Here is a 19,183-nt window from a genome sequence, read left to right as displayed (position 1 = left end):
ATGCGGTGCCGACCAACAGTCGGGCGCTCAGCGCCTTCCGCTTCTTCGTCATCGAACTCTGGAGACGCACGCTCCGGCGCCGCAGCCAGACCGATGGCATGAGGTGGGAGACGATCACTCGCCTCGCCTGTGACTGCCTCCCCAGGCCCAACATCCGTCATCCTTGGCCGCGAGCACGCTTCGCCGTCACTCACCCGAGGTGGGAGCCGTATGCGGGAAAGCCGCACGTACGGATCTGTGCGGGGGGCGCTCAGCAATGAGCGTCCCTACCGCGACCGCTTCGCTCGCAACGACGAAGAAAATGGACAGCTCGTCCGGAGCGACCGGGAAGCCGTTGCTCGATGTATGGCCACGAATTCCGCGGCTTGGAATTGCGGTAGCGGCGTCCGCCACGGCGACATAACGCAATACTTGACAGTGGAAAGATTGCCTTGTTGGTATGATGCCAACTTCGTTTGACCGGCCAACAAAGGATCCTTTCGCAATGTCCATGCCTGCCTTGTTCCAGGGGCGCCTGTCGATCCCGGTGATCGGTTCGCCGCTCTTCATCATCTCGGTGCCCGATCTCGTGATCGCGCAGTGCAAGGCGGGTGTGGTCGGATCGTTTCCGTCGCTGAACGCGCGGCCGCCGGAGCTGCTCGACGAGTGGCTGGCACGGATCACCGAAGAGCTCGCGGCCTATGACCGCGCGCATCCGGACAAGCCATCGGCGCCGTTCGCGGTCAACCAGATCGTACACAAGTCGAACAACCGGCTCGATCACGACATGCAGCTCTGCGCCAAGTACAAGGTGCCGATGATCATCTCCTCGCTCGGCGCGCGCGAGGAGCTCAATCAGGCCGTGCACGGCTGGGGCGGCATCGTCTTCCATGACGTGATCAACCAGAAGTTCGCGCACAAGGCGATCGAGAAGGGCGCTGACGGCTTGATCCTGGTCGCGGCCGGCGCCGGCGGCCATGCCGGCACGATCTCGCCGCTGGCCTTCGTCGCCGAAACGCGAAAATGGTTTGATGGCCCGATCGCGCTGTCGGGCGCGATCGGCAACGGCAAGGCGATCCGCGCCGCGCGCGTTCTCGGCGCGGACTTCGCCTATATCGGCTCGGCCTTCATCGCCACCAAGGAAGCCAAGGCGGTCGAGCGCTACAAGGAGATGATCGCGGGCTCGACGGCCGACGATATCGTTTATTCCAATCTCTTCACCGGCGTGCACGGCAACTATCTGAAGCCGTCGATCCAGGCCGCCGGCATGGATCCGGAAAACCTGCCGACCTCCGATCCCTCCAAGATGAATTTCGGCACCGACGCCTCCGGCGAACGCGCCAAGCCAAAGGCCTGGAAGGAGATCTGGGGCTCAGGCCAGGGCATTGGCAGCGTCGACGGCATCCTGCCCGCTGCCGAACTGATCGCGCGCTTCAAGAAAGAATACGACGAAGCGATCGATCCGCCGCTGTAATGAATGGCGGGGCGTATCTCACATTCGCGGGACGACACCTTTTTCTGAACTCCGAGTATTCGTGACGGAAAGACGATGACCGCGATCTACCGCGTCGACGGCAACAGCGTCGTCACCAGCCCGGATGCCGCAGGTCCCTGGGACCAGCGCATGCAGCACGGCTCGGCGCCCGCATCTCTGGTGACGTGGGCGGCCGAGCGCATCCCGACAGCGGTCGTCATGGATATCGCGCGCGTCACCATCGATTTGATGCGGCCGGTGCCGGTCGCGCCGCTCACGATTGCGACGGAGGTGTTGCGCGAGGGCCGCAAGATCCAGCTCTGCGAAGTCAGGCTGCTGGCCGACGGCGTCCAGGTCGTCGGTGCGACCGTGCTCAAGATCAAGCGCCAGGCGCTGACGCTGCCCGACGACGTCAAGGCGTTGCCGGTCGAACTGCCCTCACCCGAGGATTCGCGCGTCGAGGACGGCCACGCGGCCACCAGCCCGTTCGTGCGATCGGTCTCGATGCGTGCCGCGCGCGGCCGCTTCGGCCAGGCCGGCGCCGGTGCGATCTGGTTTCGCGTCGACCAGCCCCTGATCGAAGGCGAAGCGGTCTCGCAGGCAATGCGCACTGTTGTCGCCGCCGATTTCTCCAACGGCACCGCCTCGACGCTCGACTTCCGCGCCTGGACCTACATCAATGCCGATCTCACCGTGAGCTTTTCGCGCCAGCCGGTCGGCGAGTGGATTTTGCTCGACGGCGAATCCTGGATCGGCCCCGACGGCGCGGGCCTTGCGATGTCGCGGCTCGCCGACCGGCAGGGCTATTTCGGCCGCGCCGTGCAGAGCCTGGTGATCGAGAAGCGGTGAGCGTGACGGCAAGCGCCGCGTTGCTCCTAGAGCCGATTGAACGGCAGGCTTCCGCCGCCGCGGAAGGGATGCTCAGCATCCTGCCAGTTCACACGCCGTAGAAGATCTTGATCTCCCACAGCACCACGATGATAGCCGTGATCAACGTGACCGCGGCGACTGCACTTTCCAGGGAAGCGACTCTCATTTCACTCTCCGCTTCCCAGCCCCGTCAGCGGTCTAGTTGATTCCCAGATTCGCCGGCAATCGGGCCGCCGGCGCGGGCGCGCACTCCATCGCGCGTTGTGGTGCCTGGGCCACAACGACACCGTAAAATCCCGGGGCATTTAGCCCACCATCCGGTCCCGGTCACTCCAAAAGCTCGCGCGCAGCACCTTCTTGTCGACCTTGCCGACGCCGGTCATCGGCAGCTGCTTGACAAACTGGATCTGCTTGGGCGCATGCGCCGAGCCCTTTTGCGTCCTCACCAGATTGATCAGCTCGTCCGGATCGGGCTTTGCGCCCTCGCGCGGCACGATGATTGCGGTGACGGCCTCGCCCCATTTCTCGTCGGGAATGCCGACGACCGCGACCATCGCCACATCCGCGTGCTGCGACAGCACGTCCTCGACCTCGCGCGGAAAAATGTTGAAGCCGCCGGTGACGATCATGTCCTTCTTGCGGTCGAGGATGAAGATGTAGCCGCGCTCATCCTGGCGCGCGATATCGCCGGTGTGGACCCAGCCGTTCTTAAGCGTCTCGGCGGTGATGTCGGGCCGCTTCCAATATTCCGCCATCACATGTGGGGCGCGCACGCAGATCTCGCCGGCCCCGCCCGTCTTCACCTCCTGGTCGTCGTCGTCGAGGATTTTGACCTCGCAGGCCGCGATCGGGAAGCCGCAAGACAAAAATAGCTCCGGCGTTCTGGGATCGTGATCTTTTTTGCGCAACACCGAGACCGGATAGCATTCGGTCTGGCCGTAGAGCTGCGAGAACACCGGGCCGATGCGCTGGATGCCTTCGACCAGCCGGCTCGGCGACATCGCCGAGGCGCCGTAGAGCACGAGATCGAGCGAGGAGAGATCGGTCTTGCTCAGCGCGGGATGATCGAGCAGCACGTAGATCATGGTCGGCACAAACAGTGTGAAATTGATACGCTCGCGCGCGATTGTCGCCAACACCGCCTCGGGGTCGAAACCTTTCAGCATGTGCACGGTGCCGCCGCGCATCAGCGTCGGCAGCACTTTCGTGCCGGCGACGTGGCTGATCGGGGCGACGGTGAGATAGCGCGCAGCGTCGGGGATTTCGAAGTCGGCGAGGATAGCGCAGGCAGCTGCGGCGTTTTCGCGATGGTAGCGCAGCGCGCCTTTGGACTTGCCGGTCGTGCCGCCGGTGTAGTTCAGCGTGGAGAGATCGTCGAGACTTGCGAGGCACCGCGCGCTGGCATGGCCTGCGCTCTCGATCGCCTGCAAGAGATCGACGCCATAATCGGCTGGCCCCATGGTGAAGACAGCCTTGAGCCGGGTCGCTTGCGCAGCGAGTTCGCCGCCGCGATCGCGGAAGGCGGCCGCGTCGATCACCAGCACTTCGGACTCGGAATCCTCGAGCTGAAACAGCTGGTCGGCCTGCGATCCCAGCGGATGCAGCCAGGTGATGCAGCATCGCGACAATTGCGCCGCGACACCGGCGCACCATGTGTCGGCGCGGTTCGCGGTGAGAAAGGCGACGCGCGCGCCGGGCTGCAAGCCGAGCCGTATGAACACGCCCTGGATGCATCCGATCAAATCGATGGTGCCCTGATAGCTCAGCGATCCGCCGGGCCACGCGAAAGCGGTGCGGCCTGAATAGCGCGCCAGCGCCCGTAGCGTCTGCGCACAAGTCGGGGACGATGCATGGAGCGGATCGGACATATGTTTCCTCGTTGCTTTCTCATCGGCGTTACGCGTGCCAATGTTTGTGCGCAACGCTAGCACAGAGAGGGAGACTTGGGTGACGTCAGATCGACTGCAACATGTCCGCGATCGTCTGACCCTGCCGCTGATCGCGGCGCCGATGTTCTTGGTGTCAGGCGTCGAACTGATGGTCGCGGCCTGCCGCAATGGCGTGATCGGCAGCTTTCCCACGGTGAATTGCCGCAGCACGGAACAACTCGATGAATGGTTTGCCGAGATCGCAACGCGGTTGCGGCAGCACGAAGATCAGACCGGCCGCAAGGCCGCACCGCTCTGTCCGAACCTGATCGTGCATCGCTCCAACGCGCGGCTGGAGCAGGATCTCGCCGTGCTGCTGCGGCACGAGCCCGAAATCGTCATCACTTCGGTCGGATCGCCCGCACCGGTGTTGAAGCCGCTGCATGAGGCCGGCGCGCTGGTGCTGGCGGATGTCGCCTCCATCCATCACGCCGAGCGCGCGGCGGCAGCAGGCGCCGACGGACTGGTGCTGCTTACCGCGGGCGCCGGCGGACAGACCGGCTGGCTCAATCCGCTCGCCTTCGTCCGCGCGGTACGCGCGTTCTACGACGGCATCATCGTGCTTGCCGGCGGCATCAGCGACGGTCACGCGCTACGGGCCGCCGAAGTGCTCGGCTGCGATCTCGGCTACATGGGCACGAAATTCATCGCGACGCGCGAGAGCATGGCGGATGATCGCCACAAGCAGATGCTGGTCGAGAGCAGCGCCGACGACATCCTGCTCACCACCGCTTTCACGGGCTTGCAGACCAGCATGCTGAAGCCGTCGATCGTCGCGGCCGGGCTCGACCCCGACGACCTCCCGGCGCGCGGTGCCATCGACATCGGCAAGGACATCGACGTCGCCGCGCGCGAGAACCGGCCAAAGCGCTGGCGCGATATCTGGAGCGGCGGGCATTCGATATCGGGCGTGACCGACGTGATGGCGGTCGATGATCTCGTTGCGCGAACGGCCGCCGAGTACCGCGAGGCGGGTGGGCGGTAGCGCTCTGCGCCGCCCAGTACAGTTAATCCCGCATAGCTCCGCCACGCTCCACTTAACGGCAGATTAACCATCGCCCGCCAACAATCCCCTCAAGGCGCCAATCAGGACCGAGAGGGACAGGCGATGGACTTCGATCTTCTCAACTCCAAGACACAGGCCTCGCTGGACGAAATCCGTGTCCGCGTGGCGCATGCGCTGGCCCGCCATCCGCTGTGCCGTACCGTGCGCTTCGACATCGTCAGCGTGCCCCGCACCCGCCGGGGCGGCAACTGGACGGTGACGCTGCAATCGGTCGAGCCGCGCGCGGTCTGGGAGGCATCCGAGATCGTCGCGGACATCCAGGACGCCTACGATCTGGCGCTAGCTGCCTGATTCCATTGTGTTTTTCGGACGATGTGGCGGCAGTCCGCGCGAATGCCGCCGCAATTGCACGCTTAAGCCTTAATTATCGCCCAGTTTCCGGGCAGTGATCACGTGGACTTGAAGTTGGACGCGGAGAGACGTTTGTCGAAAGCCATCACCATCGTCGTGCTCACCTGCTTCCTCGTCCTCGGCGCCGCCGCCACCGCCATTCTCGGCCGGGACAGCGTGCCCAGCGTCAGCGCTGAGATGATCACGCAGGCCCCGGCGCCGAAGCCGCTCGCGGCCAATCGTGCCGCCAAGGCCGACCGGCTGGTTCCGACGCTGGCGCTCGCCTCGGCCGCGATCGAGCCGGTGCAGGTGTCGGCCGACAAGCTCTCGCAAACGCCCGTGCTGACCGAGCCGCTGCGCCAGGCCTTTGCCGCCGCCACGCCGTCCGATTTCCCGATGCCCAAGGCGAGCGTGAACGAGGCCCCGGCCGCTGCAGAGGCTCCGGCCGAAGAAGCCCCGGTCAAGCCGAAAGTCGTCGTAAAGCCGCAGCCGCAGAAATCCTATTCGCTGCTCTCCGACGTTCAGATCGCGGGCATCAGGGATCGCCTGAAGCTGTCGTCGTCGCAGGAATATTACTGGCCCTCGGTCGAGAGTGCGCTGCGCAACGTTGTCCGCAAGATCTCGGCAAACAAGCTCTCCAATCCGAACGCGCAGGGCGTGCCAATCGATCCGAATTGCGACGAGGTCCAGCAGTTGAAGTCGGCTGCGATGCCGCTGTTGTTCCAGTTGCGTGACGATCAGAAGGAAGAAGTGCGCAAGCTCGCCCGCATCATCGGGCTGGAAAAGGTCGCGCAGCAGATCTGACGCGCTGGTTCCGTCAGGAACCTCCTCATATCAGGAACATCCGGTAATTCTCAGGCGTTGCCCGCTCCGAACACGGAGTGGATCAATGCGCGCTTTGACAGCCTATTTCGTCGGTGCCGGATCGATTGTCGCGGCCATCGCCATTGGTCTCGGCGGCGGCATCGTTGCCGGCAATATCATGCATCCGGTCGCGCCCAAGCAGGGCCCGGACGCCGGCAAGATGGAGCGGCGCGCCGAACCCGCGACCGCTGTGACGACGACGTCGAGCGCGCCGTCCGAGCGCGTCCAGTATCTCACCGGCTCGCAAACATTCGGCGCGATGATCGCGGCGCCCGCGCAGGCGCAGGACGAAGCGAAGCTCGAAGCCAAGCCTGAGGCGAAGTCTCAGGCCAAGTCTGAGGCCCCACCTACTCAGACAAGCGTTGAACCGCCGGCGGCGCCGGCTCCCCAAGCAGCCGCGGTCGAGCCGCGGAAGGAGCCGTCAAAACCCGCACCGCCTGCGCAAGCCGCCGAGCAGCAGGCCTCGACGCAGCCATCATCCTCGCCCGACAACGCCAACGCCAAAGCCAAGGATTCCGATGTAAAGCGTGCGGCTTCCGAACGGCGCCGGTCGGAGCGCCGCGAGCGCTGGGTCGAGCGCCGCCGCTATGACTATCGGGATTCCCGCGGGATGCGCGCGTCTCCCGATTGGGACGATATCGCCCGCAACGTCCGCGAAGATTCCGATGCGCGCGATGTCGCAAGCCGTCCGCGCGGCGGTTTCCCGCAGATCAGGCTGTTCGGTCCCGACGATGACTGACGCTGTCGTCAGCGCCTGATCGCCGTCGCCGCTCACCGGCGATCAGGATCATCGGCGTCGGGATGTTGCCGGGATCATGATCGGGATCACCGGGAGCCGGGCGGCATGCAGGCCGTCGATGCCGCGGACCCGCAACCGTTGCGGATCGATGACGGCCAGATCGCCATAAACATCCGGCAGGTCGAGCCGGCGCGATAGAGCATGGTGCGCGTCGTGACACGTAGCGCCTGCAAGACTTGTGCTTGGGATACTGTGTTGTCATTCCGGGATGCGTGCGCAGCACGCAGGCCCGAAATCCATTCATCCGTAGCGACCGTGGCGAGATGGATTCCGGTTTCGCGCCTTAGGCGTGCCCCGGAATGACGTTTTCGCTCATCCGCCGTGCGACTCGACCACCTTGCGACAGCCGTCCGAGAGCTTCGTCTTGTTCCCGCGCAGACATGCATTCATCTGCGGTGGTTTGCCGATATGTTCGGCGCAGAATTTGCTGGCGTCGCCGCGGCAGGTCATCTGCTCCTGCGGCGTGGGACCGGATTGCGCGGTGGCGGGCAGAATGGCTGCGGCGAGCAGCAGCGTGGCCAGAACCGAAGTCTTCATGAAATACCTCTTTGGAATTGTCGTTGGGCCCGATTGGGGATCGAGCGGGCCGACCATCCCGCAGAGACCCGTCGCCGGTCCATACCATGTTCATGGCATCGGAGAAGCGGCTCATCGCGACGCGCCGCCGGCTACCCCCATCTTCATGGCATGTGTCGGCGCGCCGTCCTTTGCCATTGAGATCGTACGTCGGCTGCGAGACCCGGTGATTGCATCGGGGTGCCGAACGGGAAGCAGGAGAGCAAGATGTCAAAACGAGCAGGGGCGCTGAGCGCCGGGTTGACGATCATGGCGCTGGCGGGCGCTGCAATGGTGTCGCTGGGCACAAGTCCGGCCCAGGCGGTGGTCTATTGCAAGACGGTCGGCGTGCCGAAGGGCTGCGTGGTGCGGCCGACCGCGGCGATGGTGGTCGCACCGGTGGCGCCGGTCGCCGCGGCCGCGGTGATGACGCCTGGCGTCGGTGCGCCCGGTGTCGGCGTTCGAGCGGGGACACCGATGAATCGCGGCGGTCCCGTCAACCGCGTCGGCGTGCGCTGATAGGTCGTTGGTTTGAATTGATTGCGTCGCTTCGGGCAGGGATGCCTTGCGAGCGAACCCCCCGTCCTCCGCAGGCAAAATCCCGCCCGATCCCTCTCTCCGTGCGCCCCACACGTTTCGGGGAGGGGGCTTTTTTCAGCCCGCGGCCGCATCGCTGTCGGGAAAACGCTGCGGCAATTGCAGCCGCACGCATGTGCCCGAGGTGCCCGAACTCAGATCGAGCGCCGCTCCGCAGCGCGCGGCGCGACTTTTCATGTTGCGCAAGCCGCGCGCCGTCTGGCCTGCGCTCACGGCTTCGCCGTTTCCGGTCTGCGCAAAACCGCGGCCGTCGTCCGCGACACTGATCACGCCATACGGTCCATAGCCATCTCCTTGGCCATCGTCGAGCGTCTCGATGGTGACCGTGATGTGGCGCGCCTCGGCGTGCTTGACCGCATTGGTCACGGCCTCGTCGAGGATGCGTACGATCTGGATGACGTGCCATGGCCGCAACTCGGGATGCAACGGCAGCCCTTGCGGCGTCGCAACCCGCCAGTCGAGGACGATGTCGTGCGGTCGCAATTGCATCGCTGCCCGCTCGCGCCAGGAGCCGAGCGCCAGCATCAGGTCGCCGCCGATGTCGTCCATGGAGTCGATGACGAGGCGAAGATCCTTCAGCGCGGCGCGGGCCGCATTGGTGATGGTCGCGCCCTCGTGCCCGCGCTCGGATAGCGCGACGATGCTGACGAGCTGGCCGCCGAGGCCGTCATGCAGGTCGCGCATCAGCCGCGTGCGCTCGTTGGCGAGCGCCGTGGCCCGCGCGCGCTCCTCCTCGCGAACGAAGCTCGCCTTCAGCCGCTCCTCGGCCTCGCGCACCCGCGTCACCAATTGCCCGGCAAAGCTGTCGACCTGATTCAGCGCGCGGGCGAAGCGCCAGGTCAGCCCGGCGCCGATTGCGACCAGCATCGCCGAATAGGACAGCCGCGACAGGAAAATGCGCTCGTTGGACATGATCTCGAAGACTGAAAGCATGTCGTGGATCCAGCACGTCAGCACGATGGTCACTGCGCAACCGAGCGTGAAGCTCGCTGCATCCCGCCGCCGCACCACCTGTGCCGCCGTGATGCCGGCCATCAGCAACAGGCAGATGCCGACCGTTGGAATGCCGAGGACCAGGAAGAGAATGCGCGGCAGCGGCGGACCTCCCAGCAGTCCCACCACGAACACCACGGCGCCGGGCACGAACAGCAGCGCGGCGTAGCGAGGCCAGCGCCAACCGAAGAACATCAGGGCGAACACGACGATCAGGGCGCTCTCGATCGGGGCCGATGCCAGCAGCACCGCGGCGAGCCGCGACGAGGCTGCCGGCGGCACCGGCGCCGGCAGGAACGCCTGGATGACGCCGAGCAGCATCGCCGCCGCCAGCACGCCATAGACCGGTTCGTGGCGCCGCATCAGCCACATGATCGCGAGGATGACGGCGAGGATCGATTGCCAGGCGGAGAACACCACCGGCAGCGTAACGAACAGCAGCGTGCGCGTCTCGTAAGTTGGGCGCAGGTTCGCATCCGGCCCGACATAGACGGTGTCGAGAAAGCCCTTCAGCGGTCCCCATACGAACAGCCGCACCGTGATCTGGTTGCTGCCGTCGCGAAGCAGCGAGGACGGAATCGGCGCGATCTGCGGCGTGTTGCGGTCGGGCCGGTTGGCATTGGCATCGCGCCGGGAGTCGAGCACGATGACGCCGTTTACGGCGACCTCAACTGCATTGCTGAAGCGCGGCAGGAAGACCGACCACCCCGGATCGCCGCTTTGGAAGGTGAAGGCGCCGCTGTAGATCGGCGTGTCGGCCAGCGAATAGCGCGATGACGTGAAATGCGGCAACGTCACGGTGCGTGTCGCGCCGTCCTCCCGCAATGAAAATTCGTTCACGGCAAAATCGTCGGGGTCGCTCGGCTGGAGCAGCTGCAGTCCGAGAATGGTGGCGATCACGATCAGCGCCTGGAGCAGCAGATAAGGCACGAGGCGCGACATAAGCCGCCGGCGCCGCGCGCGGGTGGGGGCCTTCGCCGCGACTTCACTCACGGCCTGGCTCACAGCTTGATCAGGCCCTGCTGCACCGCCTCGAACACCGCCTCGCCGCGCGTATGCACCTCGAGCTTGCGATAGATATTCTTGATGTGCCCGGGCACGGTCTGCCGCGACAGGCCGAGATGGCTTGCGATCTCGGCGTAGCTGAAACCTTTGGCGATGCCCCAGAGGATGTCGATCTCGCGCGGGGTGAGCTTTGCGGTATTGAGCACGGGTCCGGGCGGCGGCTCGGCCGAGCCCTGCGCGGTACCCTGTGTTCTGCGCACGATGAAGCGCGCGATCGACGCCGAGATAGGCGAATGCCCGGCGACCAGATCCCGCACCGTGGTGGCGATGTCGGTCGGGAAGGCGTCCTTGAGCAAATAACCGGTCGCGCCCACTGTAATCGCCGAGATCACACTCTCTTCGTCTCCGAGCGCGGAGATCACCATGATCTCGGTGTCGGGCAGGCGCCGCCTTGTCTCGCGGATCAGCTCGACCCCATGGCCGTCGGGCAGCCGCAGATCGGTCAGGAGCACGCGCGGCGCGGCCTCGCCGAGCGCACTGCGGGCTTCGCCGAGCGTGCCCGCCGTACGCACTTCGTAGCCGGCCTTGACCAGCGCGTCCTGGAGCCGCCAGCAGGTCGGCGCGTCGTCCTCGACGAGGAGGATGGTGATGGTCTCACCCGTCTCGCCCTGTTCGGTCATGATCGTCGTCCCGCACCGCGTGTCCCCCGCGGCGCAAGGCAAGTTTAGCCGCCGCGCGGATGCCGCGACACCCATAATCATGGGGTCGCGATGAGAGGGATCGCATATTTCGTAGGGTGAGCTGGCGTATCGTTTCCCGCCTCTTCTGTTTCTGCGGATAGAGACAGGTGGGTTGCGCGATGCCCACCCTATGAAACGTCAACCCGCGGCGGCGGATAGCGCCGCGCCAGCATCGACAGCGACAGATGCCGCTCGTCCTCCGCCAGCTCCAGATAGGCCAGCACCAGCGGCCGCTTCCAGTCATCGACTCCGAAATCCATCGCCGTCCATTTCTGCGGCTCGGGCCCTTCGAGCCCCCGCACCCAGACGAAGAAGCGAGGAAGCTCGTCGGCGTCCGCTTTCGTCGTGTGTCTCCTGGCCATCAAAACTGCTCGCTGCATCAACACGCGTTGCGGCACGATATAGGTAGCCGCCCGGCGAAGTCGAACCCGCGGAGGGGCGTTCGTGCCGGCAAGTATGCCGTCCTCTATTGGTGAAATGTACGGTGGCACGCTCGCGTCACTGCCAGAGCTCGCAGACCGCAACCCGATTGATGTCGGCGAGCCGCCGGCTCGCATCGCCCTCCAGATCGAGGCTCGCGACCAGCGTCAGCAGGCGGTGATAGGCATTGTTGGCGATTTCGACCGGCAGCGGGGCTTCGTCGAATGTCTCGACATAGCTCCCGACGAGGCCACTCAACAGACGGCACAGGCCGCGCTGTTCGGGGGCGTCCTGGCCGAGCGTCTCGAGCTTTTGCTGAAAGATCTGGAAGGTCCGCAAACCGTGGTGCTGTTGCGAAAGCCACGCGTGCAGGTCGTTCATGTGAGCTCCTTCGAGTCAGAGAAGAAGCTACCGGGTTATACAGTCGGTTTGTGACGATTGCCAGGGAGGGGCCATGTGAGCCCTGCTTCGCCAAGAGGCTTCGCAGGGCAAGCCTCGCCGCTTCGCTACCCGAGAGCGGAGGCGGGCCGCGCCAAGCGTAGCTCGCGAAGCTTGGTGCCCCTGGCCGGAATCGAACCAGCACTCCTTGCGGAACTCGATTTTGAGTCGAGCGCGTCTACCAGTTCCGCCACAGGGGCCCCCGGTCAGCCCCCAAAGCGGGCGTCGCGAAGCCGGCGGACTATAGCTATGGACAAAGCGGGGTCAACCCGCGCCAAAGTGATGTCAGCCGTTCTCGACAGCCGGATGGGCCGGGGCTAGAGCTTCAGGCCATCGAAAGAGGCTGCCGTGACGACCCAGAGTGCCGCAATACCCGCGTTCAGGAAGGCCGGCTCCGGCCCCGCGCTGACCGCCTCGCTCGCGGTCACGCTGATCGCCGCAGTCACGATCGCGGGCGCCTGGTTCTTCCAGCTCGTGCTCGAGATCCTACCCTGTCCGCTCTGCCTGGAGCAGCGCTACGCGTATTATCTGGCGATCCCGCTCGGCGCGCTCACCGCGCTTGCGGCGAGGAGTGGCGCGCCGCGGCCGCTGCTGCTCGCGGGCCTTGCGATCCTTGCGCTCGCCGCGCTCGCCAATGCCGGGCTCGGCACCTATCACTCCGGCGTCGAATGGGGTTTTTGGAAGGGCCCGACCGACTGCTCCGGTCCCGTCGTCAATCTCGGCAGCGCCACCGATCTGTTGTCGCGGCTCGACACCGTGAAGGTCGTCCGCTGCGACGAGGTGCAGTGGCGCTTCCTCGGCCTCTCGCTCGCCGGCTACAATGTGCTGATCTCGCTGCTGATGGCGGCGATTGCGGCGTGGGGATTTGTGCGGACGGCGAGGCGCACGTAGCTGCGTAGGATGGGCAAAGCGCAGCTTGCCCACCATTTTTAACGACGCTGCGGTTGCATGGTGGGCACGACGCTAGCGCGCCTTTGCCCACCCTGCTGGATCAGCACCACCTAATCATCCACGTCGTCCTGGGTGCGGCCGAACAGGTGCACGATGCCAGGGGTCGCGATCGTCACGAACACGAAGCGCGACAGATGATGGGCGCCGACGAAGATCGGGTCGATGTGCAGCGTCAGGGCTAGTGCCAGCATCGCGTCCATGGCGCCGGGTGCGAAGGCGACGACGACGTCGGACAACTTCACTCGCGCCGTGAGCGCCACGATCGCGACGAAAATGCTGGAGACGGCGATTGCGACGGCGAACGAGCCCAGCGCCGCGCTGATGTGGCCAGCGAGCGTCTTGATCCGCATCCGCGCGAAGCGGCTGCCGATCAGCGCGCCGATGCCGACCAGCGCCACGCCGCGCCCCCAGTCCGGCAGCCCGCCGTCGACCCAGCCTGCGCCATGCAGCACGCTCGAGCCGATCATCGCACCGAACATCCAGCTCGCCGGAAATTTGATCAGCCGCAGGATCAGCGCCAACGCCAGCGAGGCGGCGACCAGCTCGACGAGTTCGAGCGGCGAGGCGATCGTCGTCGTCAACGACGGCGCGGCGGAGGGCGTGATGCCTGCCAGCGCCAGCACCAGCGGCAATGCTGCCGTGAGGATGATGACGCGCATGGTCTGCACCACCGCAATGCCCGGCAGGTCTGCGCCGCGCTCGACCGCCAAAATCGCGATCTGCGACAGCGCGCCGGGACTGCCGGCGAGGAACGCCGACGTGCGGTCCCAGCCATGGATGCGCTGGAGATAATAGCTCGAGCCGAAAGTCGAGCAGAAGGTTGCAAGCGCCAATAGTCCGATGGTCAGGGGATAAGCGCCGACCTGCTGAATCAAATGGCGCGAGACGACGGAGCCCAGGGAAATGCCGAGCAGCACCAGCACGATCTGGGTCAGGAGCGGCGGCAGCATGAGCTGGCGTCCGGCGATTGCGGCGATCCCGACGGCAATCATGGAGCCCGAGATCAGCCCGCCGGGAAGGCCCGCGACGACAAACACGAGGCCACCGGCCGTGCCGATGACGATCGTTTCCGCCGTGCTCAAGACCTTGGCGCGGCTCGGCCATTCGAACGGCAGGGAGGCGGTGATTTGCTTCACGCCTCCTTATCGCAAATCGGCGAGGCGCGCACAATTGCGGCTATGTCATGCCGCAATGCGCGCGCGTCTCGTCGAAGCCGATGAGGATCGCGACGGATCTACTTCTTGTCGGTGGCCGGGGCGGCGGTGCCGGCCTTCGCGGTCTTGATGCACTCGGAGCGGAATTTCTTGCGCTCCTTGCCGTGCAGGCCCTTGGCGTCTGCCTGCTTGGAGCATTCGAGTGACTCGGCAGAGTGCTCCTTCGGAGCCTTCTTGTCTGTGGGGGCGGCGGTTGTGGTCTTGGTCTCGGTCTTGGCTGCCGGCGCCGCGGTCTGCGCGAAAGCGGTGCCGGTGACCAGCAGCGAGGCGAGGGCGACGGCGGCGAGGCGAGAGGTGAAGGTCATGGTGTTGCACTCATCTTGCGAGAATTGGGAAGGGCGCGAAGGTCGGCTCGCGTTGCTGAACGCGACATGAATAATTCGAACGACGGGATCACTATATTTTTGCCGCGAACGCCATCGCTTCCTTGTCGGGAGCCGACGGCACGCTAGGATAGCAATCCTCGTTTCGCGTCCGTCGGGAAAGACCAAGGAGGAGACCTCAGGATGACCATTCGATCAAAATTGTTGTGTGCGGTTGCGGTATCCGGATTTGCCGCGTTGGTGACGTCCGCGCCGGCACAGGCGCTGACCTCGCGGGAATGCAGCGCGAAATATCAGGCGGCCAAGAAAGACGGCTCGCTCGGCACCATGAAGTGGAATGACTTCCGCAAGGCCCAGTGTGGTCCGGATGCAACGCCCGCCGCTGCGCCAACCGCGGCTGCCCCGGCCTCGCCCGCGGCTCCGGCTGAGCCGAAGCAGGCCAAAAAGGAGGCGGCCCCCGCTGCCGCTCCAGCGCCGACCCTGCCGGCCGGACCCGCGATCTATCCGAACGCGGTGGACCCGAAATATGCCAAAGAGACCGCCGGCAAGGCCCGCCTGCACACCTGCGTCGACCAGTACAATGCCAACAAGGCCACCAACGGCAACGGCGGCATGAAGTGGATCGAGAAGGGCGGCGGCTATTACAGCGAATGCAACAAGAAGCTGAAGGGCGCTTGAGGCTTCGCGATGATGTGGAGGCCGGAGCCAAGCTCCGGCCTCTCTTGCTTCAGTCCAACAGTTTCTCGGCCGATTTGGTCACGAGTTGCGATCGCTTGCGCGCGCCACGCTCGACGAAGAGCAGGCTCTGTCCGAAGATGAAGCAGTAGAACAGGAAGGCCTGCGCGTCGGCTTCCTCGGCGGCTAGCCCGGTGGCGCGATAGAGTTCGGCAACATGCTTGAGCCGCGCCGCATCGACACTTGTGACCGCCGCCGCCGCGCGCTCGTCCGAGCGTGCCCACTGCCGGATCGCAAGCTCGATCGCCATGCCGTCCGGGTTCAGACGCTCGGAATAGAGCTGGATCACCGCCCTCAATCGCTCGCGAGGGGCTTGTCCGTCGAGGCTCGTCTGCTGTGCGATCGCCGCCGCGCGCCCCTCGCGCCACCGCTCCAGCATGGCACCGAGCAGCGCGGCTCGGTCGGCGAAGCGGCGATAGAAGCCGCCCTTGGTGACGCCCAGGTTCTTGGCGAGCACCTCGACACGCACCCCCTCAACCCCGGCGCGGGCAAGCTCGGCAAACCCCGCCTCGACCCAGACATTGCCCTTGCCGTCGCTCATGAAGAAAGCCTCACCGGTTCTTGATACGGCGCCGTATTGCTAGCGCGGAAGGAGGTTGATACGCTACCGTATCAACAATCCAAGGGTAGGGTTGCGATGGACGAGGCGACCAATCGCGGCACGGTCTATCCGTGGCAGTGCGATCACGTCGGCCACATGAACATCATTTGGCACGTCGGCAAATTGGACCGTCAGGCGCGCAGGTCCACGCCGTTCGCGGATGCCATTCGCGAAACTGCGATGAAGCGGCTCGTCGAGCGAGCCGAGGCATAGCGATGGCGTCATTCGAGCCGAAGAATCCCGGCTACCGCGCTGCTGCCACGGCAATGTTTGACGCCCAGCCGGCGATGCGCACGCTCGGCATCTCGATCGTCCGTCTTGCGCCGGGCGAGGTCGAGCTGGCAATGCCGCATTTGCCCGCCTACACGCAGCAGAATGGTTTCATCCACGCCGGCATCATCACCGCAGGGCTCGACAACGCCTGCGGCGTTGCCGCCTTCACGCTGATGCCGCGCGAGGCCGACATCCTGACCGTCGAGTTCAAAACTACGCTGCTCGCGCCCGCCCGCGGCGAGCGCTTCATCTTCAAGGCCGAAGTCGTCAAGCCGGGCCGGACGCTTAGCTTCTGCGAGGCCAAGGCCTTTGCCGAGCACGAGGGAAAGACAACGTTGATCGCGAGCATGTCCGGCACGCTGATGGCGATGCTGCCGCGCGTTGCGGCTCCGCCGGTGCCGAACACGACGCACCCTTAGCGCGTCGATTGACAAGCCTGCCGGCGTATCCCTTGATGCGGGCCGTCATGCTTGCGAGTCTCAGCCTCATCCTGCTCTGCCAACTGATCGGCGAAGCCGTTGTGCGCGGCCTCGGCCTGCCCTTGCCGGGACCCGTGCTCGGCCTGCTGCTGCTCCTGATCCTGCTGCTTGCGCGCGATCGTTTTGTGCTGCTCGCACGCGGGCCGCTGCGCAACGAAGGCGTCGAGATGGCGAGCAAGGGGCTGCTGGCCCATCTCTCGCTGCTGTTCGTGCCGGCCGGCGTGGGCGTCGTGCAGAAGCTCGATCTACTCGCATCGCACGGCATCGCCATCGTCTTGGTGCTCGCGCTCTCGGTGGTCGCGACCCTGCTCGCAACCGTGCTGACCTTCCGCCTGGTTAGCCGCCTGCTCAGGCAGCAGGACGCACAATGACGGACAATCCGTTTTCGCTCTGGGTCTATCTTTCGCAGTCCCCGCTGCTGTGGCTGACGGTGACGCTATTCGTCTATGCGAGCACAGATGCGGTGTCGCTGGCGACGCGGCGGCATCCGCTCGCCAACCCCGTACTGCATGCGATGTGGATCATTGGCGCATTCCTGCTTTTGACCGGCACGTCCTACACGACCTATTTCGCCGGCGCTCAGTTCGTGCACTTCCTGCTCGGGCCCGCCACCGTCGCGCTCGCGGTGCCGCTCTATGAGAACCGCACGCGTGTGGTTGCTTCCATCGTGCCGATGCTGGTGGCGCTGGTCGTGGGCTCGGTCACGGCGGTGGTGTCGGTAGTGCTGCTGGCAGAGCTCGCCGGCCTGCCGCGCGACGTGGTGCTGTCGCTGGCGCCGAAATCGGTCACGGCCGGCGTCGCCATGGGCATCAGCGAATCCCTGCACGCCGATCCGTCACTGACCGCGGTCTCGGTCATTCTCACCGGCATCATGGGCGCCATCATCGTGACGCCGCTGATGAACCGCACCGGTGTCACCGATTTCCGTGCCCGCGGATTTGCCGCCGGCCTTGCCGCACACGGCATCGGCACCGCGCGCGCTTTCCAGGTCGACGAGATCGCCGGCGTCTTCTCCGGCATCGCCATGAGCCTGAACGCGCTGGTGACCTCGTTCCTGGTGCCGCTGGCGGTCACGCTGCTGGTGCGGTGACATCGCCGCTGCGACACTCTATATGGACTGTAACAATATATGGACTGTAACAATTTCCGGTTCTGAGCGTATCAATGGCGATGGGACCGAAACGGGACGAGATATGACTGACTTCAGGAAGAGCGGCAGCCTTGTGCCGACGCGACGTGCGGCGCTGAGACTGATCGGCGCCGGTGCCCTCGCAGCGGGTGGCATCACCGCGGCGCACGCGGCCGCTGGCGATGACGAGGTACTCAGCGAAGCCAAGGTGCTGCGCGATCCCGACATTCCGGTCGCGGGCAATCCCAACGGCAACATCACCATCGTCGAATGGTCCGATTACAACTGCCCCTACTGCAGAAAGCTCGAGCCCGAGCTGCGCCTGGTCATCCAGGACGACGGCAAAGTGCGGCTGGTCATGAAGGATTGGCCAATCCTCGGGCCGGTGTCGGTCACGGCGGCGCGAACGGCGCTCGCGGCAAGATTCCAGGACAAGTACCATCAGGCCCATGAGGCCATGATGGGCGTCAGCTCGCGGCTGACCGGGCCGCGCATCAACGAACTTTTGGCGGGCGCCGGTGTCGACATGGACCGTCTGAAGCGTGATCTCACTGAACGCGCCAAGGACATCGATGCCGTCCTCAAGCGCAACAACGAGCAGGCCGAAGCCTTCGGCTTCCGCGGCACCCCAGCCTTCATCGTCGGCAAGTACCGCGTGCCGGGCGTGCTCAGCATGACCGAGTTCGAGCAGGTCATCGCCGATGCCCGCAAGGCCAAGATGAACTGACGCGCCAGCATCGCTGATCATCGCCAATACAAAGGCGCCGCCGTGGATCGCGGCAGCGCCTCATTCATTGTCTGGCGATGTTATTTCGACGAGATGCGGACCCAATCCTTATGTGCGCGGTCGCGCAACGCGTCCCAATCGGCCTTCGCGACGTCCCAGTTCACGATGGTGCGGTGGGTGGTCGCGACCTCGCCATTGGCGACCGACGACGTCTGCATGGAGTCATAGACATAGACGCCGCAGGCGAGCAGCAGCGCACCCAAGATCATTCCGAAAAAAGTCTGCATGGCGAACCTCCGGTGACCGGCGATAACGTCGTCCGCCAAGGACGGTTCCCGCCAGCTCCGCTGCTGTGAGGCAATTCGGACCGAACCGGCCCTAACATTACAGTTGTCTTTTTGATTTGACATGAGCGCGTTGAGCGGCAGCCTGATGAGCTCTGCGCCAGAAAGACCATGCGATGATACGTGCGGGTTGAATACGCTTTCGAGCAAGTCTGATGGCAATGCGGCGGATTTCCTGGATTGACCAACGGATCAGTGGCGGCGTGGTTATGCTTTGGCTTTTGCCGGGGGGCGACGTTTCGTTTTTTTGGGCGGTGGCGGATTAGCGCGATGTTGGATCGCGGCCATCATGGCGAAGGCGAGCATCACCAAGGACACATGACGGTGCCAGCCATGCCAGGATCTGCTC

The 19,183-nt window shown here is 65.0% G+C and carries 24 protein-coding genes, 1 tRNA gene and 1 pseudogene; 14 read left to right on the top strand and 12 right to left on the bottom strand.

Annotation, left to right across the window (positions count from 1 at the left end):
• The first annotated feature begins 484 nt into the window (after nucleotides 1–484).
• On the top strand, nucleotides 485–1,453 hold the full coding sequence (locus tag IVA82_RS28965; RefSeq protein WP_247388813.1) for a nitronate monooxygenase family protein: 969 nt from the start codon (nucleotides 485–487) through the stop codon (nucleotides 1,451–1,453).
• 75 nt (nucleotides 1,454–1,528) lie between these two features.
• Complete coding sequence (locus IVA82_RS28960) at nucleotides 1,529–2,302, top strand: thioesterase family protein (protein ID WP_247388812.1); 774 nt, start codon at nucleotides 1,529–1,531, stop codon at nucleotides 2,300–2,302.
• A gap of 326 nt (nucleotides 2,303–2,628) precedes the next feature.
• Here the strand turns inward: IVA82_RS28960 and IVA82_RS28955 are convergent, their stop codons facing one another.
• Nucleotides 2,629–4,191: an AMP-binding protein gene (locus IVA82_RS28955; protein ID WP_247388811.1), complete on the bottom strand. Its 1,563-nt coding sequence runs from the start codon at nucleotides 4,189–4,191 to the stop codon at nucleotides 2,629–2,631.
• 79 nt (nucleotides 4,192–4,270) lie between these two features.
• On the opposite strand from IVA82_RS28955, the gene IVA82_RS28950 reads away from it, so the two are divergent.
• From IVA82_RS28950 to IVA82_RS28935, 4 genes are all read left to right on the top strand, one after another.
• Complete coding sequence (locus IVA82_RS28950; RefSeq protein ID WP_247388810.1) at nucleotides 4,271–5,236, top strand: nitronate monooxygenase; 966 nt, start codon at nucleotides 4,271–4,273, stop codon at nucleotides 5,234–5,236.
• A gap of 123 nt (nucleotides 5,237–5,359) precedes the next feature.
• Nucleotides 5,360–5,608: a hypothetical protein gene (locus IVA82_RS28945; protein WP_247388809.1), complete on the top strand. Its 249-nt coding sequence runs from the start codon at nucleotides 5,360–5,362 to the stop codon at nucleotides 5,606–5,608.
• A 132-nt stretch (nucleotides 5,609–5,740) separates the two neighbouring features.
• Nucleotides 5,741–6,451, top strand: a complete 711-nt coding sequence (locus tag IVA82_RS28940; protein ID WP_247388808.1) for a hypothetical protein — start codon at nucleotides 5,741–5,743, stop codon at nucleotides 6,449–6,451.
• A gap of 85 nt (nucleotides 6,452–6,536) precedes the next feature.
• The gene (locus tag IVA82_RS28935) at nucleotides 6,537–7,250 is read left to right on the top strand and encodes a hypothetical protein (RefSeq protein ID WP_247388807.1); all 714 of its coding nucleotides are present in this window, start codon (nucleotides 6,537–6,539) and stop codon (nucleotides 7,248–7,250) included.
• 372 nt (nucleotides 7,251–7,622) lie between these two features.
• Here the strand turns inward: IVA82_RS28935 and IVA82_RS28930 are convergent, their stop codons facing one another.
• A complete protein-coding gene (locus IVA82_RS28930; protein ID WP_247388806.1) occupies nucleotides 7,623–7,847 on the bottom strand; it encodes a hypothetical protein in 225 nt (74 codons plus the stop codon).
• A 246-nt stretch (nucleotides 7,848–8,093) separates the two neighbouring features.
• Between IVA82_RS28930 and IVA82_RS28925 the strand changes: the two genes are divergently transcribed.
• Nucleotides 8,094–8,384, top strand: a complete 291-nt coding sequence (locus IVA82_RS28925; RefSeq protein WP_247388805.1) for a hypothetical protein — start codon at nucleotides 8,094–8,096, stop codon at nucleotides 8,382–8,384.
• Between the two features lie 135 nt (nucleotides 8,385–8,519).
• Here IVA82_RS28925 and IVA82_RS28920 read toward each other — a convergent pair whose 3' ends face one another.
• The 5 genes from IVA82_RS28920 to IVA82_RS28900 all read right to left on the bottom strand — a co-directional run bounded on the left by IVA82_RS28920 (nucleotide 8,520) and on the right by IVA82_RS28900 (nucleotide 12,258).
• Nucleotides 8,520–10,448 carry an ATP-binding protein gene (locus tag IVA82_RS28920; protein WP_247388804.1) on the bottom strand — a complete coding sequence of 643 codons (1,929 nt, stop codon included), beginning with the start codon at nucleotides 10,446–10,448 and terminating at the stop codon, nucleotides 8,520–8,522.
• An 8-nt stretch (nucleotides 10,449–10,456) separates the two neighbouring features.
• Nucleotides 10,457–11,140, bottom strand: a complete 684-nt coding sequence (locus tag IVA82_RS28915) for a response regulator transcription factor (protein WP_247388803.1) — start codon at nucleotides 11,138–11,140, stop codon at nucleotides 10,457–10,459.
• A gap of 188 nt (nucleotides 11,141–11,328) precedes the next feature.
• Nucleotides 11,329–11,562 carry a hypothetical protein gene (locus IVA82_RS28910; RefSeq protein WP_247388802.1) on the bottom strand — a complete coding sequence of 78 codons (234 nt, stop codon included), beginning with the start codon at nucleotides 11,560–11,562 and terminating at the stop codon, nucleotides 11,329–11,331.
• A 136-nt stretch (nucleotides 11,563–11,698) separates the two neighbouring features.
• Nucleotides 11,699–12,001: a hypothetical protein gene (locus tag IVA82_RS28905; protein ID WP_247388801.1), complete on the bottom strand. Its 303-nt coding sequence runs from the start codon at nucleotides 11,999–12,001 to the stop codon at nucleotides 11,699–11,701.
• A 172-nt stretch (nucleotides 12,002–12,173) separates the two neighbouring features.
• Nucleotides 12,174–12,258, bottom strand: a tRNA-Leu gene (locus IVA82_RS28900).
• Nucleotides 12,259–12,406: 148 nt separating this feature from the next.
• Between IVA82_RS28900 and IVA82_RS28895 the strand changes: the two genes are divergently transcribed.
• Complete coding sequence (locus tag IVA82_RS28895) at nucleotides 12,407–12,949, top strand: disulfide bond formation protein B (protein WP_247388800.1); 543 nt, start codon at nucleotides 12,407–12,409, stop codon at nucleotides 12,947–12,949.
• A 110-nt stretch (nucleotides 12,950–13,059) separates the two neighbouring features.
• On the opposite strand, the gene IVA82_RS28890 is transcribed toward IVA82_RS28895, so the two are convergent.
• Together IVA82_RS28890 and IVA82_RS28885 are read right to left on the bottom strand one after the other, a co-directional pair.
• Nucleotides 13,060–14,145 carry an AbrB family transcriptional regulator gene (locus IVA82_RS28890; protein WP_247388799.1) on the bottom strand — a complete coding sequence of 362 codons (1,086 nt, stop codon included), beginning with the start codon at nucleotides 14,143–14,145 and terminating at the stop codon, nucleotides 13,060–13,062.
• Between the two features lie 98 nt (nucleotides 14,146–14,243).
• Nucleotides 14,244–14,528: a PsiF family protein gene (locus IVA82_RS28885; protein WP_187435691.1), complete on the bottom strand. Its 285-nt coding sequence runs from the start codon at nucleotides 14,526–14,528 to the stop codon at nucleotides 14,244–14,246.
• 201 nt (nucleotides 14,529–14,729) lie between these two features.
• On the opposite strand from IVA82_RS28885, the gene IVA82_RS28880 reads away from it, so the two are divergent.
• Nucleotides 14,730–15,224: a hypothetical protein gene (locus tag IVA82_RS28880; RefSeq protein ID WP_247388798.1), complete on the top strand. Its 495-nt coding sequence runs from the start codon at nucleotides 14,730–14,732 to the stop codon at nucleotides 15,222–15,224.
• Between the two features lie 49 nt (nucleotides 15,225–15,273).
• Here IVA82_RS28880 and IVA82_RS28875 read toward each other — a convergent pair whose 3' ends face one another.
• Nucleotides 15,274–15,822, bottom strand: a complete 549-nt coding sequence (locus IVA82_RS28875; RefSeq protein WP_247388797.1) for a TetR/AcrR family transcriptional regulator — start codon at nucleotides 15,820–15,822, stop codon at nucleotides 15,274–15,276.
• A 96-nt stretch (nucleotides 15,823–15,918) separates the two neighbouring features.
• Between IVA82_RS28875 and IVA82_RS28870 the strand changes: the two genes are divergently transcribed.
• The 5 genes from IVA82_RS28870 (at nucleotide 15,919) to IVA82_RS28850 (ending at nucleotide 18,490) form a co-directional block, all read left to right on the top strand.
• Nucleotides 15,919–16,095, top strand: a complete 177-nt coding sequence (locus IVA82_RS28870; RefSeq protein ID WP_247388796.1) for a hypothetical protein — start codon at nucleotides 15,919–15,921, stop codon at nucleotides 16,093–16,095.
• A gap of 2 nt (nucleotides 16,096–16,097) precedes the next feature.
• Nucleotides 16,098–16,574, top strand: coding sequence for a PaaI family thioesterase (locus tag IVA82_RS28865; RefSeq protein ID WP_247388795.1), 477 nt, complete (start codon nucleotides 16,098–16,100; stop codon nucleotides 16,572–16,574).
• Between the two features lie 47 nt (nucleotides 16,575–16,621).
• Nucleotides 16,622–17,005 carry a CidA/LrgA family protein gene (locus IVA82_RS28860; RefSeq protein WP_247388794.1) on the top strand — a complete coding sequence of 128 codons (384 nt, stop codon included), beginning with the start codon at nucleotides 16,622–16,624 and terminating at the stop codon, nucleotides 17,003–17,005.
• Nucleotides 17,002–17,724: an LrgB family protein gene (locus IVA82_RS28855; protein ID WP_247388793.1), complete on the top strand. Its 723-nt coding sequence runs from the start codon at nucleotides 17,002–17,004 to the stop codon at nucleotides 17,722–17,724. The genes IVA82_RS28860 and IVA82_RS28855 overlap by 4 nt, the downstream gene beginning before the upstream one ends.
• A gap of 103 nt (nucleotides 17,725–17,827) precedes the next feature.
• Nucleotides 17,828–18,490: a DsbA family protein gene (locus IVA82_RS28850; protein WP_247388792.1), complete on the top strand. Its 663-nt coding sequence runs from the start codon at nucleotides 17,828–17,830 to the stop codon at nucleotides 18,488–18,490.
• 80 nt (nucleotides 18,491–18,570) lie between these two features.
• On the opposite strand, the gene IVA82_RS28845 is transcribed toward IVA82_RS28850, so the two are convergent.
• Together IVA82_RS28845 and IVA82_RS28840 are read right to left on the bottom strand one after the other, a co-directional pair.
• Nucleotides 18,571–18,777: a hypothetical protein gene (locus IVA82_RS28845; RefSeq protein WP_247388791.1), complete on the bottom strand. Its 207-nt coding sequence runs from the start codon at nucleotides 18,775–18,777 to the stop codon at nucleotides 18,571–18,573.
• Nucleotides 18,778–19,041: 264 nt separating this feature from the next.
• Nucleotides 19,042–19,183, bottom strand: a pseudogene (locus IVA82_RS28840) (IS701 family transposase); the annotation flags it as partial.

The organism is Bradyrhizobium sp. 142, assembly GCF_023074015.1.
Lineage (GTDB): Bacteria > Pseudomonadota > Alphaproteobacteria > Rhizobiales > Xanthobacteraceae > Bradyrhizobium.
The sequence above is the reverse complement of the archived record's forward strand: the minus strand, read 5'-3'. Positions and strand labels throughout refer to the sequence as shown.

Excerpts from the sequence above, each read along its gene's own strand:
- IVA82_RS28910 (WP_247388802.1), bottom strand. The coding sequence starts at position 11,562 with ATGGCCAGGAGACACACGACGAAAGCGGACGCCGACGAGCTTCCTCGC.
- IVA82_RS28915 (WP_247388803.1), bottom strand. The coding sequence starts at position 11,140 with ATGACCGAACAGGGCGAGACGGGTGAGACCATCACCATCCTCCTCGTC.
- IVA82_RS28960 (WP_247388812.1), top strand. The coding sequence starts at position 1,529 with ATGACCGCGATCTACCGCGTCGACGGCAACAGCGTCGTCACCAGCCCG.
- IVA82_RS28945 (WP_247388809.1), top strand. The coding sequence starts at position 5,360 with ATGGACTTCGATCTTCTCAACTCCAAGACACAGGCCTCGCTGGACGAA.
- IVA82_RS28850 (WP_247388792.1), top strand. The coding sequence starts at position 17,828 with ATGACTGACTTCAGGAAGAGCGGCAGCCTTGTGCCGACGCGACGTGCG.
- IVA82_RS28955 (WP_247388811.1), bottom strand. The coding sequence starts at position 4,191 with ATGTCCGATCCGCTCCATGCATCGTCCCCGACTTGTGCGCAGACGCTA.
- IVA82_RS28865 (WP_247388795.1), top strand. The coding sequence starts at position 16,098 with ATGGCGTCATTCGAGCCGAAGAATCCCGGCTACCGCGCTGCTGCCACG.
- IVA82_RS28930 (WP_247388806.1), bottom strand. The coding sequence starts at position 7,847 with ATGAAGACTTCGGTTCTGGCCACGCTGCTGCTCGCCGCAGCCATTCTG.
- IVA82_RS28905 (WP_247388801.1), bottom strand. The coding sequence starts at position 12,001 with ATGAACGACCTGCACGCGTGGCTTTCGCAACAGCACCACGGTTTGCGG.
- IVA82_RS28965 (WP_247388813.1), top strand. The coding sequence starts at position 485 with ATGTCCATGCCTGCCTTGTTCCAGGGGCGCCTGTCGATCCCGGTGATC.
- IVA82_RS28870 (WP_247388796.1), top strand. The coding sequence starts at position 15,919 with ATGGACGAGGCGACCAATCGCGGCACGGTCTATCCGTGGCAGTGCGAT.
- IVA82_RS28845 (WP_247388791.1), bottom strand. The coding sequence starts at position 18,777 with ATGCAGACTTTTTTCGGAATGATCTTGGGTGCGCTGCTGCTCGCCTGC.
- IVA82_RS28880 (WP_247388798.1), top strand. The coding sequence starts at position 14,730 with ATGACCATTCGATCAAAATTGTTGTGTGCGGTTGCGGTATCCGGATTT.
- IVA82_RS28875 (WP_247388797.1), bottom strand. The coding sequence starts at position 15,822 with ATGAGCGACGGCAAGGGCAATGTCTGGGTCGAGGCGGGGTTTGCCGAG.
- IVA82_RS28885 (WP_187435691.1), bottom strand. The coding sequence starts at position 14,528 with ATGACCTTCACCTCTCGCCTCGCCGCCGTCGCCCTCGCCTCGCTGCTG.
- IVA82_RS28935 (WP_247388807.1), top strand. The coding sequence starts at position 6,537 with ATGCGCGCTTTGACAGCCTATTTCGTCGGTGCCGGATCGATTGTCGCG.
- IVA82_RS28860 (WP_247388794.1), top strand. The coding sequence starts at position 16,622 with ATGCTTGCGAGTCTCAGCCTCATCCTGCTCTGCCAACTGATCGGCGAA.
- IVA82_RS28925 (WP_247388805.1), top strand. The coding sequence starts at position 8,094 with ATGTCAAAACGAGCAGGGGCGCTGAGCGCCGGGTTGACGATCATGGCG.
- IVA82_RS28855 (WP_247388793.1), top strand. The coding sequence starts at position 17,002 with ATGACGGACAATCCGTTTTCGCTCTGGGTCTATCTTTCGCAGTCCCCG.